The sequence below is a fragment of the Bradyrhizobium sp. 21 genome, from assembly GCF_023073335.1.
Taxonomy (GTDB): Bacteria; Pseudomonadota; Alphaproteobacteria; order Rhizobiales; family Xanthobacteraceae; genus Bradyrhizobium.
This window is the reverse complement of the sequence record NZ_JADPJG010000006.1, coordinates 198,402-213,653: the sequence shown is the minus strand read 5'-3', so window position 1 is coordinate 213,653 and position 15,252 is coordinate 198,402. Positions and strand designations below refer to the sequence as shown.

17 protein-coding genes and 1 pseudogene are annotated in these 15,252 nt (G+C 64.1%); 10 read left to right on the top strand and 8 right to left on the bottom strand.

What is annotated here, in order from left to right; translation table 11 throughout:
• Positions 1-4: 4 nt before the first annotated feature.
• The gene (locus IVB31_RS10760; protein WP_247321614.1) at positions 5-1,186 is read right to left on the bottom strand and encodes a GNAT family N-acetyltransferase; all 1,182 of its coding nucleotides are present in this window, start codon (positions 1,184-1,186) and stop codon (positions 5-7) included.
• Between the two features lie 129 nt (positions 1,187-1,315).
• Here IVB31_RS10760 and IVB31_RS10755 point away from each other — a divergent pair, with 129 nt between their 5' ends.
• Positions 1,316-2,359, top strand: coding sequence for a polysaccharide deacetylase family protein (locus IVB31_RS10755; RefSeq protein WP_247321612.1), 1,044 nt, complete (start codon positions 1,316-1,318; stop codon positions 2,357-2,359).
• A 34-nt stretch (positions 2,360-2,393) separates the two neighbouring features.
• On the opposite strand, the gene IVB31_RS10750 is transcribed toward IVB31_RS10755, so the two are convergent.
• Positions 2,394-2,615 carry a DUF2842 domain-containing protein gene (locus tag IVB31_RS10750; protein ID WP_007603477.1) on the bottom strand — a complete coding sequence of 74 codons (222 nt, stop codon included), beginning with the start codon at positions 2,613-2,615 and terminating at the stop codon, positions 2,394-2,396.
• A gap of 124 nt (positions 2,616-2,739) precedes the next feature.
• On the opposite strand from IVB31_RS10750, the gene IVB31_RS10745 reads away from it, so the two are divergent.
• Positions 2,740-3,822 (top strand): COX15/CtaA family protein, encoded by a 1,083-nt coding sequence (locus IVB31_RS10745; RefSeq protein ID WP_247321610.1) that lies wholly within the window; start codon positions 2,740-2,742, stop codon positions 3,820-3,822.
• Between the two features lie 13 nt (positions 3,823-3,835).
• Here the strand turns inward: IVB31_RS10745 and IVB31_RS10740 are convergent, their stop codons facing one another.
• From IVB31_RS10740 to IVB31_RS10725, 4 genes are all read right to left on the bottom strand, one after another.
• On the bottom strand, positions 3,836-4,180 hold the full coding sequence (locus tag IVB31_RS10740) for a hypothetical protein (RefSeq protein WP_247321609.1): 345 nt from the start codon (positions 4,178-4,180) through the stop codon (positions 3,836-3,838).
• A 106-nt stretch (positions 4,181-4,286) separates the two neighbouring features.
• A complete protein-coding gene (locus tag IVB31_RS10735) occupies positions 4,287-5,567 on the bottom strand; it encodes an O-acetylhomoserine aminocarboxypropyltransferase (protein ID WP_027567230.1) in 1,281 nt (426 codons plus the stop codon).
• Positions 5,568-5,716: 149 nt separating this feature from the next.
• Positions 5,717-6,301 (bottom strand): CoA-binding protein, encoded by a 585-nt coding sequence (locus tag IVB31_RS10730; protein ID WP_247321608.1) that lies wholly within the window; start codon positions 6,299-6,301, stop codon positions 5,717-5,719.
• Positions 6,302-6,421: 120 nt separating this feature from the next.
• Complete coding sequence (locus tag IVB31_RS10725; RefSeq protein ID WP_247321607.1) at positions 6,422-7,246, bottom strand: enoyl-CoA hydratase; 825 nt, start codon at positions 7,244-7,246, stop codon at positions 6,422-6,424.
• Positions 7,247-7,332: 86 nt separating this feature from the next.
• Here IVB31_RS10725 and IVB31_RS10720 point away from each other — a divergent pair, with 86 nt between their 5' ends.
• From IVB31_RS10720 to IVB31_RS10695, 6 genes are all read left to right on the top strand, one after another.
• Positions 7,333-7,761 carry a PaaI family thioesterase gene (locus IVB31_RS10720; protein ID WP_247321606.1) on the top strand — a complete coding sequence of 143 codons (429 nt, stop codon included), beginning with the start codon at positions 7,333-7,335 and terminating at the stop codon, positions 7,759-7,761.
• A 158-nt stretch (positions 7,762-7,919) separates the two neighbouring features.
• The gene (gene rplM, locus IVB31_RS10715; RefSeq protein WP_247321605.1) at positions 7,920-8,384 is read left to right on the top strand and encodes a 50S ribosomal protein L13; all 465 of its coding nucleotides are present in this window, start codon (positions 7,920-7,922) and stop codon (positions 8,382-8,384) included.
• Position 8,385: 1 nt separating this feature from the next.
• Positions 8,386-8,865: a 30S ribosomal protein S9 gene (gene rpsI / locus IVB31_RS10710; protein WP_129272122.1), complete on the top strand. Its 480-nt coding sequence runs from the start codon at positions 8,386-8,388 to the stop codon at positions 8,863-8,865.
• 228 nt (positions 8,866-9,093) lie between these two features.
• The gene (locus IVB31_RS10705; RefSeq protein ID WP_247321604.1) at positions 9,094-10,314 is read left to right on the top strand and encodes a GGDEF domain-containing protein; all 1,221 of its coding nucleotides are present in this window, start codon (positions 9,094-9,096) and stop codon (positions 10,312-10,314) included.
• 84 nt (positions 10,315-10,398) lie between these two features.
• On the top strand, positions 10,399-10,635 hold the full coding sequence (locus tag IVB31_RS10700) for a hypothetical protein (protein WP_247321603.1): 237 nt from the start codon (positions 10,399-10,401) through the stop codon (positions 10,633-10,635).
• Between the two features lie 102 nt (positions 10,636-10,737).
• A complete protein-coding gene (locus IVB31_RS10695) occupies positions 10,738-11,034 on the top strand; it encodes an antibiotic biosynthesis monooxygenase family protein (RefSeq protein ID WP_247321601.1) in 297 nt (98 codons plus the stop codon).
• A 62-nt stretch (positions 11,035-11,096) separates the two neighbouring features.
• Here IVB31_RS10695 and IVB31_RS10690 read toward each other — a convergent pair whose 3' ends face one another.
• Positions 11,097-12,236 carry an AI-2E family transporter gene (locus IVB31_RS10690; protein WP_247321599.1) on the bottom strand — a complete coding sequence of 380 codons (1,140 nt, stop codon included), beginning with the start codon at positions 12,234-12,236 and terminating at the stop codon, positions 11,097-11,099.
• A gap of 260 nt (positions 12,237-12,496) precedes the next feature.
• On the opposite strand from IVB31_RS10690, the gene IVB31_RS10685 reads away from it, so the two are divergent.
• The gene (locus IVB31_RS10685; RefSeq protein ID WP_247321597.1) at positions 12,497-13,270 is read left to right on the top strand and encodes a gamma-glutamyl-gamma-aminobutyrate hydrolase family protein; all 774 of its coding nucleotides are present in this window, start codon (positions 12,497-12,499) and stop codon (positions 13,268-13,270) included.
• An 884-nt stretch (positions 13,271-14,154) separates the two neighbouring features.
• Here IVB31_RS10685 and IVB31_RS10680 read toward each other — a convergent pair.
• Entirely contained in the window at positions 14,155-14,592 is a 438-nt protein-coding gene (locus IVB31_RS10680) for a DUF5625 family protein (protein WP_247322091.1), read from the bottom strand.
• A gap of 385 nt (positions 14,593-14,977) precedes the next feature.
• On the opposite strand from IVB31_RS10680, the pseudogene IVB31_RS10675 reads away from it, so the two are divergent.
• A pseudogene (locus IVB31_RS10675) lies at positions 14,978-15,252 on the top strand (hypothetical protein); the annotation flags it as partial.

The following is a 15,252-nucleotide window of genomic DNA, read 5'->3' as shown; positions in this document are numbered from 1 at the left end:
TTTCTTACCCGAACGCTCGTCGCAGTCGCTGCGCAAGGTCGAACAGCATCTGGTTTTGTTTCACCAGCCGCTTGCCGTGGCTCAGCGAGGACATCGCCATCGCCGCGAGTTTTCCGCGTGACGTCAGCGGAACAAAACTGTCGAAGATGTCCTGGTCGTCCTTGCAGAACATCCGCTTGTACTCGTCCGAGCCGATGCCGAGGTCGAGCGAACGGTAGCCGCGCTCGGCGCAGCGGTCGATGATGTAGCGCATCAGGATCAGCCCGGGGCTGTAGCGGGCATGCTCGGACATCGTGTAGGTGTTGAACATCATGGAGAAGCGCTGGCCGTCGGCGACACCGGCGAAGATGGCGATCACCTCGTCGTCGCATTCGAGCGCGTGGATGTCGATGACGCGGCCTTCGCCGCGTAGCGCAAGGCAGGCGCTGCGAACGAATTGCTCCACTCCCGGCTCGGCGAAGACGTTGGGAAGCTTCTGCTCTGCCATCCGCGCCGGCTTGACGCGGAAGAACCAGTCGAGCAGGCGGGTGACGTCCGCGTCCGTGGTCGCCAGGTGATAGCGATAGCCGGCGAGCGCCTGGAGCTTCTTCTCCTTGCTCTTCAGACGGCGACGGAAGGAATTGCTGATCCGCGATGCGGGCGGGCCTCCCGGCTCCATTGTCAGCAACGGGCAGCCATTGATCGAGCTCTGCCGCGGGAGAGCCGCAAACGGGTTTTGCTGGTCGTGCCAATGCAGCGGCTGCTGCGTCAGTGCGAGCACGTCGGCATGCTGGCACAGCGGCGCAAGCAGCGCGTCGAGATCGGCGATAGTGACCCGCGCCGCAAACTCGGCGTTCCACAGGCCCATGTTGAAGGTCGTATGCTTGCCGCCCATGAAGCAGGCCGTGCGCACGCCGCGGCCCTGGCGCAGCGAGAGCGGCAGCAGCAGGAGCGGCTGATGCTCGGCGTCGCGGGCAATGACGATGAAAGGGCGGGCGCGTTCGTGCTCGCCGACCAGGCGCTGCCAGGGACTGAGCAGCTCAAATCGCTGATAGGGCGTGAAGAGGTGACCGGGCTGCTCGAAGGCGCGCCAGACCGCCTCGGCCGCGCCGAGATCGGTCACGATATCGACATGCGTGACACGGCTCGCTTTCGACCGCGCTGGCGCTTCTGCCGTCCGGCTTTGCATCGCCGCAGCCATGGTCATCCGCGAAACCTGTCGAGAAAGCAAAAATGCGCGTAATTCGGCCTGTGGCCGACCTTTGCAAAGAAATGTCAACAAAGGGTAATGACTATAGGAGAGGGAACGGACGCCGACGGGCGTGAAGGTGGGATATTGGCATCCGACGACAGATGGCTGGAGCGGCTGCGGCTTGAGCTGGCCTGGTTCACCGGCCAACCGTTGTTGCGCAGCCGTGGCGCCGGCGCGATTCTGCGCTTCGAGCGCGTGCGGCCCCGGCGGAGCGGAGCGTTCCAGCCGCTGCGCGAGAACGAGATCACGCCGCACTTCCTCGACCGCGCCATTCGCGCGCTGAAGCGGTGGAAGTATGAGTTTCTCGGCATGGACGAGGTCTGCCGGCGCGCGGTGACGCTGCCGGACAAGCGACGCTTCGTAGCGCTCACCTTCGACGGCGCCGGCAAGGATCTGATCAACTTTGCCTATCCGGTGCTGGCGCGCCACGCCGTGCCCTTCACGATCTACGTGCCCACCGCGTTCCCCGATGGCGTCGGAGAGGCCTGGTGGCTCGGACTCGAACAGGTGATCGCGCGCGAAAGCCGTGTCATCCTGATGATGGGCGAGAAGGAGCAGCGCTTCACCGTCACTGATAATGCCCAGAAGCAGGCGCTGTTTTCGTTCGTCGAGAGCTGGCTGCGCTCGTTGCCGCCGGCGGATCTGTCGGCCGCGATCAACGATCTCTGCACGCGCTACCGCATCGACCTTGCCGCGCTCTCGCGCGACGCGTCGATGAATTGGGAGGATCTGGCGAGGCTAGCGGCCGATCCGCTCGTGACGATCGGCAATGCGACTGTGAACTATCCCGTTCTCGCCAACATGAAGGATGCAGCCGCGCTGCGCGAGATGACGATGGGCAAGGCGGTGGCGGAAGCCGCCTTCCGTCGCGATATCAGGCATCTGGCCTTTCCATTCGGCGATCGCGCCTCGTTCCGGCGCAGCCATGTCGTCATGGCGGAGGAGGCCGGCTTTGCCAGCGCGGTGTCGACGATCCCGGGCACAGTGGATGCGGAGGGACGCACCAATTTGCGCGCGCTGCCGCGCATTTGCTGGGATGGGCGGGTGCGCTCGCTGCGCATGATGCGGGTGCTGGTGTCCGGCATCGCCTTTCCGCCGGTGAAGCCGACGGGCAGCGCTACGAGCTAGAGCGCCACGAACTAGAGCGCTACGAGCTGGAGAGCTACGAGCTAGACTTGGCCCGGTCGGGCCGCTGCATCCAGCTCACGATCGGCATCGCGGGCAGCACCCAGCCCATGCCGACCACCACGTAATAGATTGCCTGGCGCCAGCCGGATTCGGCGATCCACGGCATCTGTGCCAGTGCCATGCCGAGCAGGGCCCAGACGGTGGCGAGCACCAGGAGCAGGATGGTGCCGAGGAACTTGCGGGTGCGGATCGTCATGACGGAATGTTGCGGCTTTCGCGTAACTTGCGCTGCGGGAGCGGGGGACTATAAGGGGCACGCAGTTTGGTTCAAGCCTTGCCGGTTCAAGCCTTGCCGGTTCAAGCTTTGGTTTTTGTCCCGCATGACAACGATTTCCGCCCCGTCCGAGTCGCATCGCGCCGTGCGCTGGTGGCTGATCTCCGTGGCCGCGCTGATCGCGCTGATGGTGCTGGTCGGCGGCGCGACGCGGCTGACGGAATCCGGGCTCTCGATCGTCGAATGGAAGCCGGTCACGGGCAGCGTTCCGCCGCTTACGGACACGCAATGGACCGAGGCGTTCGAGGCCTACAAGAAGATTCCGCAATATCGCGAGCTCAACGCGGGCATGCGCCTGTCCGAGTTCAAGCAGATTTTCTGGTGGGAGTGGAGCCACCGGCTGCTCGGCCGTTTCATCGGCGTGGCTTATCTCCTGCCGTTCCTGTTCTTCCTCTGGCGCGGCGGTCTGTCGGGTGAGTTGAAGCGGCGGCTGTGGCTGTTGTTCGCGCTCGGCGGCCTGCAGGGCGCGGTCGGCTGGTGGATGGTGGCCTCGGGCCTGACGGAACGCGTCGAGGTCTCGCAATACCGGCTGGCGACGCATCTGGTGCTCGCGCTTCTGATCTTCGCCGGCATTGTCTGGACGGTGCGGCGGCTCACTGAGCGCCCGCAGATCGCAGTGTCTTCGCGGTTGCGCTTCACCAGCGCCCTGCTGCTCGTCGTGACCTTCATCCAGATCTATTTCGGTGCGCTGGTCGCGGGCTTGCGCGCCGGCCGTGCCTACAACACCTGGCCGCAGATCGACGGTGCGTTCATTCCCTCAGTGGAGCGGCTGTGGTTCGAGACGCCGTGGTGGCGCAACATGTTCGACAATGTGCTGACGGTGCAGTTCGAGCACCGCATGACGGCCTACGCGCTGTTCGCGCTGGCAGCGCTCCACGCGGTCGATGCGGTGCGCTCGCGCGCAGGTTCGGCGGCGAGCGGCGCAATGTGGCTGTTCGCGGCGATAAGCCTGCAGGCGGTGCTCGGCATCCTCACACTGCTCAACCAGGTGCCGATTGATCTCGCGCTCGCGCATCAGGCGGTCGCGATCGCAGTGCTGACGCTTGCAGTGATGCAGGTGGAGAGGCTCGCTTTGCGTGGCGCAATCGAAGCGCAGCCGCGCGCGGTTCCCGTCGGTCAGGCCGGCTGATCGGGTCCGCTCTTCAGCAATAGCCGTAGATGCCGCACGAATAGGGCAGGCGCCAGAAATAATCGACCTGCTTTCCGCCGTAATACGCGCCCTGATAATCGTAATCCCACGGGCGGCCGTAATAGCCCGGCAGCGTGTGCGAGCCCGGCAGCAGCGGCGTCCCCGGCAGGTTGCGGATGTAGCTGCCGATGCCATAGGCCGGCGAGATCAGCGCATCCGGATCCGTCTCGACATAGACTTTTGGCGGCTCCTGCGGCGGTGCGGCGGCTCGCCGTTTCGCTGTGGCCGGCAAATCGGCGGCAATCGCAGTTGAGACCGTCATCATCGCCGCAAGGGCAGGCACCATCCAGCGCAGCATCGTCGGCTCCGAATCAAAGGGGCGGTCCAATGACGATGTATGCGGCAGATATGGTTAATGACCGTTAACCGGGGCGCTTTTTCTGCGCCCCGGGACGACCAGGCGACTACGCCCCCAGCGCCTGTTCAAGATCGGCGATCAGATCTTCCTTGTCCTCGATGCCGATCGAGAGCCGCACCACGTCGGGGCCGGCGCCGGACTTGACCTTGGCGGCGTCGTCGAGCTGGCTGTGCGTGGTCGACGCCGGATGGATGACGAGCGAGCGGGTGTCGCCGACATTGGCCAGATGCGAGAACAGCTGCAACTTCGACACCAGGCTGACGCCGGCGTCATAGCCGCCCTTCAGACTGAAGGTGAACACGGCGCCGGCACCCTTCGGCGCGTATTTGCGCGCGAGCTGGTTGTACTTGTCGCTCGCAAGGCCCGCATAGTTCACCGCGGCCACCGCCGGATGGCCAGCGAGAAATTCGGCGACCGCCTTCGCATTGTCGCAGTGCTTCTGCATGCGCAGCGGCAATGTCTCGATGCCGGTGAGGATCATGAAGGCATTGAACGGCGACAGCGCCGGTCCGAGATCGCGCAGGCCGAGCACGCGGCAGGCGATGGCGAAGGCGAAATTGCCAAACGTCTCCTGGAGCCGGATGCCGTGATATTCGGGCCGCGGCTCAGAGAGCATCGGGTATTTGCCGCCGGTCGACCAATCGAAGGTGCCGGCATCGACGATGATGCCGCCGATCGAATTGCCGTGGCCGCCGAGAAACTTCGTCAGCGAGTGCACGACGATGTCGGCGCCGTGGTCGATCGGGCGGATCAGATAGGGCGAGGCCAGCGTGTTGTCGACGATCAGCGGTACGCCCGCCTTGCGCGCCACCGTCGAGATCGCCTCGATGTCGGTGATGCTGCCGGCGGGATTGGCGATGGACTCGATGAAGATGGCTTTCGTGCGCGGCGTGACCGCGCGTTCGAAGCTCGCGATGTCGTCGGGATCGGCCCACACCACGTTCCAGCCAAAGCTCTTGAACGCATGCGTGAACTGGTTGATCGAGCCGCCATAGAGTTTTCGCGCCGCGATGAACTCGTCGCCGGGCTGCAGCAATTGCTGTAGCACCACAACCTGCGCGGCATGGCCCGAGGCGACCGCAAGCGCGGCGGTGCCGCCTTCGAGGGCTGCGACGCGCTCTTCCAGCACCGCATTGGTGGGATTGCCGATGCGGGTATAGATGTTGCCGAACGCCTGCAGGCCGAACAGCGAGGCGGCGTGGTCGGCGTCGTTGAAGACAAACGACGTCGTCTGGTAAATCGGGGTGGCGCGCGCACCGGTGGTGGGATCGGGCTGTGCACCGGCATGCACGGCGAGGGTCGAAAATCCCGGAAGGCGATCGCTCATTGAGGGCGTCCTGTTCTGGTGGTCTGAAATCGCGCGGCATGCTGATTGGCGCCGCGGCTGCCGTCAAGGCGCGGCTTCACATCGAGATCATTTGGGAACGATCGTGCTACGCATTGTCGCGTTCGCGAAACGAATCCTTCGCAATTGCGTCAGCTTTGCTCGGTCTTGTTTTTGGCGGCGCGATCCGATGCCGCGGTGTCGCCGCCGCCGACACTCATCCGATTGAGGGATAGCCGCATGCCCTGCGTCGGTGCCGGCGGACGCTTGGAACTCAGCGTGCGCGAATTGACGCCCATCCATGAGATCTCGGACGACAGGCGGCCATATTCGATCTTGGGGCAGCGGTTCATCACCACCTTGATACCGACCGATTCCGCCTTCAGCGCCGCCGCGTCGTCGCGTGCGCCAAGCTGCATCCAGATCACCATCGGCAGCGGATCGAGCGTGAGGGCTTCCTCGACCACGGGCATGATGTGGCTGGAATTGCGGAAAATGTCGACCATGTCGACGGGGCGGTCGATGTCGGACAGCGAGGCGACGAAAGGCTTTCCGAGCAACTCCTTGCCGACATGGCCGGGATTGACCGGGATCATGTCGTAGCCGCGCTGGGCCAGATATTTGAACGCGAAATAGCTCGGCCGCACATTGACCGGCGAGGCGCCGACCATCGCGATCGACTTCACGCTGTTGAGGATGGCGCGGATGTAATTGTCGGGATAGGCGTCGTGGTTCATCTCTTCTTTCTCTGACCCTCAGGTGAGGAGCGCGGCACGCGCGTCTCGAACCATGAAGCCGCATCGGGCCTCTATCCTTCGAGACGCCGCGTTCCGCGGCTCCTCAGGATGAGGAGTTGACTACTCATCCCGCCATGTCGGCGTGCGCTTGTCGATGAAGGCGCCGATGCCTTCCTCGGCGTCGCGCGCCATCATGTTCTCGGTCATCACCTCTGCCGCATAGCGATAGGCGTCCGCAAGGCTCATTTCGGCCTGGCGGTAGAATGCCTCCTTGCCGAGCTTGACGGTGTAGGCCGATTTGAGTGCGATCTGTTGCGCGAGCTCGATCGCGGCGCCGAGTTCGCTGCCGGCGGGCACCACGCGATTGACGAGCCCGATCTCGCGGGCGCGGTCGGCCGTGACAGGCTCGCCCGTCAGCAGCATCTCCATCGCCTGCTTGCGCGGCACGTTGCGCGACAGCGCCACCATCGGCGTCGAGCAGAACAGGCCGATGTCGACCCCGGGTGTGGCGAAATGTGCTGCTTCCGAGGCGATCGCGAGATCGCAGCTCGCCACGAGCTGGCAGCCCGCGGCGGTCGCGATGCCCTGGACGGACGCGACCACGGGCTTGGGCAGGTGCACGATCGCCTGCATCATCGCGCTGCAGGCGGTCATCATCTCGGCGAAGAAGGCGCGGCCGCGATCCGGGTCGGTGCGGCGCGCGGTCAGCTCCTTCATGTCGTGGCCGGCGGAGAAGGCGGGACCGTTGGCCGCGATCACCACGCCGCGGACGGTCTTGTCGTCGCGGATCTCGTTGAGCCGGGCATGCAGGCTTGCGATCATCGCCTCCGACAGGCTGTTGCGGGCAGCTGGGCGGTTGAGCGTCAGGACCGCGATGGGGCCGACCATTTCGCGCAGCAGAATTGGCGGTTGCGGAGAGGGGGCGCGGGCGGCCTGGGCGGACATCGAAGCGTTTCCCGTTGGATTATTGCAATTGGATGACGCAGATAACTTAATGTAACAGGGGACGTGAAGCGAGTGTGAGGGGTAGCATGGCGTTAGCGAAAATGAGTGTGGCGGAGCTCGAGCAGTTTCTCCGTGACGAGTTTCCCCAGGCTTTCAGCGGCGACGACATCACGATCGAAAGCGCGGACGGCCAGGCCTGCCTTTTGCGCCAGCGCTACAGCGAAAGGATGCTGCGGCCAGGTGGAACCGTGTCCGGCCCGACACTGATGGCGCTCGCCGATTTCGCGATGTACGTGGTGCTGTTGTCCGCGATCGGCCCGATCGGGCTCGCGGTGACCACCAATCTCAACATCAACTTCCTGCGCAAGGGCCAGCCCGGGCAGGACGTGCTGGCGGAGGCGCGGCTGCTCAAGCTCGGCAAGCGGCTGGCGGTCGGGGAGGTGAATCTGTTGTCGGGCACCTCGCCCGATCCGATCGCCCATGTCACCTCGACCTATTCCATTCCAAACACTTGAGCTTTTTGCGGGTATCTTGGTACCATATTTATAAGCTATTGATATTGCGTATATAATTTCCGCCCTTCGGCATTGACCGTCGCGCCTGTCTTCTCTAGAAACTGGCCCAGTCCGGTGCGGTGTTCGCGCCGATGCTCCCCGTCCACGGAAACTCTGACATGAAAACCTTTTCGGCAAAGCCGGCTGAGGTGACGAAGAAGTGGGTATTGATCGACGCCAAGGGTCTGGTCGTCGGCCGCCTCGCCACCATCGTCGCCATGCGCCTGCGCGGCAAGCACCTCCCGACCTATACCCCGCACGTCGATTGCGGCGACAACATCATCATCATCAACGCGCAGCATGCGGTCCTCACCGGCCGCAAGCGCGAGCAGAAGACCTACTACAAGCACACCGGTTACGTCGGCCACATCAAGGAGCGCACCGCGCGCCAGATCCTCGAGGGCAAGCATCCCGAGCGCGTGCTCGAGAAGGCCGTCGAGCGCATGATCCCGCGTGGTCCGCTCGGTCGCGTGCAGATGGGCAACCTCCGCGTCTATGGCGGGGCCGATCATCCGCACGAGGCGCAGCAGCCCGAGACGATCGACATCGCCAAGTTGAACCGCAAGAATACGAGGGCCGCATAACATGGCCGAATCCATCCAGTCGCTCGACCAGCTCTCGCAGCTCAAGACGGCGGTCGCACCCGACGCGCCCAAGCACGAGAAGAAGGTCGACAAGTTCAACCGCGCCTATGCCACCGGCAAGCGCAAGGACGCAGTCGCCCGCGTCTGGATCAAGCCGGGCGCCGGCAAGGTCACGGTCAACGCGCGCGAGGTCGAGGTCTATTTCGCCCGTCCCGTGCTGCGCATGATGATCGAGCAGCCGTTCTCCGTGGCCGCGCGTTCGGGCCAGTACGACGTGATCTGCACCGTCGCCGGCGGCGGTCTGTCCGGCCAGGCCGGCGCGGTCCGTCACGGCATCTCCAAGGCGCTCACCTATTTCGAGCCGGAGCTGCGTACCGTGCTCAAGAAGGGCGGCTTCCTCACCCGCGACTCGCGCGTGGTCGAGCGCAAGAAGTACGGCAAGGCCAAGGCCCGCCGGTCCTTCCAGTTCTCGAAGCGTTAATCGCTTCTCTCGTATTCGCCGCGAAAGCGGCTTCAATGAGATGCAAAGGGCGCTGATTTCAGCGCCCTTTTTGCTGTTCGTTTGTATGCAAATTGATGGCGAGTTTCCGGAAAACTTGCGGCTCGATGACAACCTGAATGGAACTCGCGGGACATAGCGTCGCATCTGGAAGGGCGCGCAAATCGGATGTGCCGATCGCGTAACTGCTATGTCTAAGAGGGGGCCGACATGACGTCGCTCGATAGCATCACGCTCTATTTGGTCGCCACCATGGTCGCCGCACTGCTCGGCGCCATGATGGTGTTTTTCGGAAGGCAGGAGAACAGCCCTGCGCTCAAATGGTGGGGCACCGCGTATCTTCTCGGCGCCGCATCGGTCGCGCTCTGGACCGCGGCCGGCGACAGGCTGGGGCCGCATCTTTACCTCGCGCTGAACGCGGTCGGCTTCGTCGCCTGCGGCATGGTGTGGAATGCGGCGCGCGTCTTCCATGGCCGCAAGCCGAACTGGCCGGGTCTGCTGGTCGGGGCGCTGGCCTGGGCCGCCGCCGCCACGTTGCTCGATCCCGCGGCGTCCATGCTGCGCATGATCATCGGCGCCGGCATCGTCTCGGTCTATGCGGCGCTGACCGCGAGCGAACTCTGGGTCGAGCGGCGCAAGAGCCTGCAACGGCGCTGGCCGGCCTTCGTGGTGCCGGTGATGCACGGCTGCGTCTTGATGCTGCCGATCCTGCTCGGCAGCTTCCTGCGTCCGCACGATGCCGGCTTCTCCACCAGCATCTGGGTCACCGTGTTCGCGGTCGAGCTCGTGCTCTATGCCGTCGGCACCGTGTTCGTGATCTTCATGCTGGTGTCCGAGCGCACGGTCACCGCGCACCGGACCGCCGCGTCCACCGATCCCCTGACCGGCATGCTCAACCGCCGCGGCTTCTCGGAGGCCTGCGGGCGCGTGATCGAGCGCGAGGCCAAGGCCGGCCGCCCGGTGACGGTGATGATCTTCGACATCGACCATTTCAAGTCGATCAACGATCGCTTCGGCCACCCTGCCGGCGACGAGATGCTGAAACTGTTCTCGACCATCGTCGTCAGCAATCTCCGCATGACCGACATGTCGGGCCGTATCGGTGGCGAGGAGTTCGCGGCGCTGCTGCCGTGTTCGCTGGAGGAGGGCGTGCTGGTCGCCGAGCGCGTGCGCGAGGCCTTCGAAACCTCCGGCGTCGTGGTCGAAGAAGGTCCGGTCGACACCACCGTCAGCATCGGTGTCGCGGGCGGTCCGGCCGGCACCGAGCTCGAAGTGTTGCTGGCCTCGGCCGACACCGCGCTCTACCAGGCCAAGCGCGGCGGCCGTAACCGCGTCGAGGCGGCTGAGGAGATGCCGTTGTCGCTGGAGAACTGGCGCCGCCGGAGCGCGGCAGGGATCGGCGCGCCGCAGGCGCGTCCGGTTACGGCTTGAGGGCAAGGAGCCTTGAGCAAGGGAGCCTTCAAGGAGGCCTTGCGGTAATCGCCTGTTTACCATTCGATCCCTACCATTGCGGTCATGGAATCGATCCGTCGACAGAACCCGCAGGCTGCCCTGATGTCGCTCGAAGCCGCTGCGGCCTCGGCACGCGGCGGTTTCGCGTGTCTGTTCTCCACGGCGGACGAATACGAGACGGCGCTGATCACCGAGCGCCGTGCCCAGGGGCGCTACACGCAAGGCCGCAGCTATTGGCCGCTTGCGCTGTTCGCCGGTTGTGCGCTCATGGTGGCGGGCACCGTTCTGCTGCTGGCCTGAGTGATCTGCATTTTTGGACCGGGCGGGGCGCCTTTTCGGCGTCTTTTTCTTTGTCGGCGGCTGCGCTAGACACGCCCATCGAACAAAAATGGGTGGAAACCGATGATCACCGAGATCGCGCAAATCGACGTCAAGCCGGGCAGCGAGAAGGATTTTGAGGCCGCCGTCGCCAAGGCCAAGGCCGCTTTCGGCCGCTCCAAGGGTTTTCATGGTTTCGAGCTGCACAAGTCGATCGAGAAGCCGCAACGTTACCGGCTGATGGTGAAATGGGACACGCTGGAGAACCATACCGTCGATTTTCGCGGCTCCGAGAATTTCACCGAATGGCGCGGCCTCGTCGGCCAGTATTTTGCCTCGCCCCCGGAGGTCGAGCACACCGAGACAGTCCTGACGACCTGAGGGCTCCATTTCCGGAGCATGATCTTTTCGGAAAACCGCTGCACACTTTTCCGGATCATGCTCTAGGCCGCCTCCGCCAGGGGCGGCGCCTCATACGTCTTGAAATGGTCGATCATGACCTTGGCGATGGCGACCAGCGGTAGCGCCAGCGCCAGGCCCCAGATTCCGAACACGACGCCGAGCAGGATCTGGAACGCGAACAGTGTGGCCGGCGGGATGTCCAGCGCCTGGCGCTGCAGCAGCGGCGTCAGCACGTAACTCTCCATCACGTGCACGCCGAGGAACAGGACGAAAGCTGACAGCGCTGCCACCCAACCGGAGGCGAGGCTCGCCAGCACGACGATCATGCCGCCGATGATGGCGCCGACGGTCGGGATGAAGGTCAGTAGACCGGCTTGAATCCCCAGGATGAACGAGGCGGGGACACCGATGATGGCGAGCCCGATCCACGTCACCAGGCCGACCGCGAGCATGACGGTCATTTGCGCGATTAGCCAGCGTTCGAGTGTCTCGCTGACGCGATCGATGATCAAGGTCGTGCGCGCGCGATGCCGTGCTGGCGCGAGGAACAGCACGCCTCCGCGATAGGTGCCGGGCTGGGCTGCGAAAGCGACCCCCAAGAACAGCACGATGAAGATGTTTCCCACCCCGTGGATGGTGCCAAGGAGCAACTTGAAGGTCTGGCTCACGATTGCGCCCCCGCTGGAGGCGAGCGCGTCGGCGCCCGGGAGGGCGCCCCGCGAACCCGATCCGGGCGAGGGCGTCGGAGCGGATGGGGGATTGGGGGAAGAATCGGGCGCGGCGTTGCCGAGGTCGAAGAAGCTGGTGTCTATGCCGTGGTTGTCGAGAAAGGATTTAACGTTGGCGATCTGCGACTTGATGGTGGTGCTCAGCGCCGTGGCCTGTTCGGCGATGGTGGCGCCGCCGAGATAGCCGACGCCTGCGAGCACGAGGGCGAGCGCAGTGCAGACGATCGCGAGCCGGACCGCATGGGGCAGGTGAACGCGCCGCCCAAGCGCGTTGGTCAGCGCGTTGAGGCCGACGCCGAGCAGCATGCCGGCGAAGATCAGAAGCAGGGTGGTGGCAAAATACCAGGTGAACACCAGCATGGCCGTAAACAGCACGATTCCGATGCCTCCGACCGAGATCGACCAAGCCAGATCGGTGCGGGTCCGGGGCCGTTCATCTGCGGAAATGGTCACATCGGGTCCTTTTTGAGGGCGGCGGGCGCGAGGCACTCTTTCGCGAAACCTCCCCGCGGATCAAGCCGGGCCCTGCGCGATTTGATGCGTCCCTGGCCTCAGCGAGCCAACGCGGCGGGTGCGAAAGGGTGCCACGCCCGTCCTCCCGCCGACCATTTGCGCGAAATAGCATTGCCATCCCGCGAAGCCTTGTGTTGAATTTGTTCCACCCCGAGGGCATGTTTGGAGAATCTTCTTAACGGGGAAGGTCGGAACGGGAGATGAGAAAGCCGGTCGTCGGCGTGATCGGGAATGCCCATCGCGTCGAAAATCGATTTCAGGTCCAGATGGTCGGCGAGCGCAATTTGCGCGCCGTGGCCGAGGTGTCCGGCGGCCTGCCGGTGATGTTCGCGGGCTCGCCCGACATCACCGATATCGGTGCGCTGCTCGATGTGGTCGACGGGATCGTGCTCACCGGCGCCCGCGCCAACGTCCATCCGACCCGCTTCAATGTCGACCCGTGTGAACGGCACGAGCCCTACGACATCCACCGCGACGAGGTGGCACTGGCGCTTTCGGTCGCCTGCGTGTCCCGCGGTATTCCGCTGTTCGGCATCTGCCGGGGCCTGCAGGAGATGAACGTCGCCTTCGGCGGCTCGCTGCACCCCGAGATCCGCGAAATCCCAGGCCGTATGAACCACCGGATGCCGCGGCTCGAGAACGGCGAGATCCATCCCGATCCGACCGTGGTGTTCGCCGACCGTCACGACGTCGACCTGACGCCCGGAGGCGCGTTCGCAACGCTGCTCGGCTGCGAGAAGATCAGGGTCAATTCGCTGCACGGCCAGGGCATTCTCGATCCCGGCAAGCGCGTGTTGATCGAGGGCATCGCCGAGGACGGCACCATCGAGGCCATTCGCATCGCGGAAGCCCCGACCTTTGCGCTCGGCGTGCAATGGCACGCCGAATACGATCCGCAGCAAAATCCGATCAACCGAAAGCTGTTCGAGGCTTTTGGCGAAGCCATGGTCGAACGCCAGCGCGCGGCGGCGTAGCTCCTGCTCATGTCCCGGACGCGCTGCAGCGTTCTTACGCTGCTGCGCAGAGCCGGGACCCAGCGCTGCTGCAAATGGGCGCCGGACGCAGCGCACCGTCAAAGAGGCGCTGCGCTGCGTCCGGGGCACGAGATCGTCGCCAATAGCAAATCTGGGCAACCGCATGGCCCTCCCAATTGGCTCTCCAAATCGCAGACATGCCTTCGCACTCTCGCGGCGCGTTTCGCCCGAGCTTTACGGTTCGTTCGCGCTCTCTGAAGCCAAAGGGCGCAGGGAAGGCCGGGCGCCGGCGGCACCCGCAAGTCCGTGCGCTGTAGAAATGCACACGGGGGTGGACCACAGGTGGCCGATCGCCCGGCCTTCCCTGCGCGGATGGTTTTAACGGTGTCCTTCGTGCTCTCCTCGGGGAGCGATGCACTATTGCCCCCGTCGCCCTGCAGATCACCGATGCGCGCGCCGGTCGGCCGCCACATCACGGCAGGACTTGACGCACAGACCCCGGGCGTCAGGACCACACGACTTCTCCGTCCGCGGACGGGTTTGCCGGATCGCCGGGGGATCGCGTGTGCTCACCCTCCGACACCCGACAATCCCGCTCTTCAGCGCCGTGTCGTCCGCGTCGTGTGAGAACTCACGGTTGCCCGCCCTGTCACCACACGGATCGCGCCGGCGCTGCCGCGTCCACCGCCACCCGGCCCGCATATCGTGACGGTCGCGAACGCCCCTTTGGCAGGGCCAGGATGAGGAGGGTATGCCATAAATCCGAAATTCGGAAAAGTAAAATGTTTTTGCGCGAAGGGGTTGACGGGGTGTGTTGCCCGACGGGTCGCAGTGGACGGGCGCTTCTGAGCCAAAGCGGCAATTGCTGTGCTCGCTACAGATGACTACTTGGCCGAGTAGGTGAGCTCGATCTCCGTCCGGAATGGAGCCAATGCCGAAACGTCACTCAAGGGCGTGATGCTCAGGGTGTAGAGCCCCTCATCCAAGGATAGCAACGCAAGTCCACGAGCGTGGGAGAAAGCCGTCGAAGCGACGACCCCGTCCGCAAGACGGGTCTGATCATAAACCACGCGTTTCTCTTGATCGAGGACGGTTACACCAAACGTCGTAGGAAGCTCGCCGGGCGGCACTGCCGCGTTTATCGGCTGCGCGATGGGACCTCCGAGGAGAGTTCGCAGGAGAACCTCCTCCTTTGGTCCCGTGAAATAGATCAACAGGTTCAGGCTATATCGCCGCTTTTCGATGATGCGGGCTTGCAAGGTGATGGGAGTTCCCTGAATCTGCTGCACCGGAATGGTAAATCGCGGAATATCGTGGTGCACCCATTTCAAGTATTGGACGTACGGAGACTCACCATACGCCCAGCCTCCAGCAACTCGGAAGATACCGGCTGCCAGAAGGAAGAGCAGGACCGCAATAGAGGTTCGGTGCCACGATCGCGTTAACATCCTTTGGTTGTGCTACAGGAATGCCTAAGCTCGGGTAAATGGATGATCCGCCGCTTCGGCACACTTAGCGGACCTTCACCGCGACGCCCGTTGAGGGCCGCTTCTGACTCGCAATGACGGAGACGAGGAGCTATCATCATTCTCAAACTCATCCCACATTGCGGCAACCATTCTACATGTCTCCGTGCCTTTCGAGTTGTGGCGGATCATCCGAGCACGATACTCTCCAATTCGTTTTGAAAACTGGAATTGCATCCAGATGATACGCAACGTCGCCGCCGCTGCTCTCGTCCTGCTCGCGTCCTCCGCATTCGCCCAGACCACCCCGCCGCAGGAAGGCCCGATCACCTGCGCTTTGCCGATCGCGCCTGAGGACACCGAACGAAGCCTGAAACAGCGCTACGGCAAGGACGCCGTGGTGCAGGACCTGCCGGGCGCCGAGGGCGAGCAATACAAAGGCGTCGTGCTGTTCCCGAAGACGACGGATCGCCGCATCGAGGTCGCCTTCACCGACGACAAGGGCAAGCGCGCCTC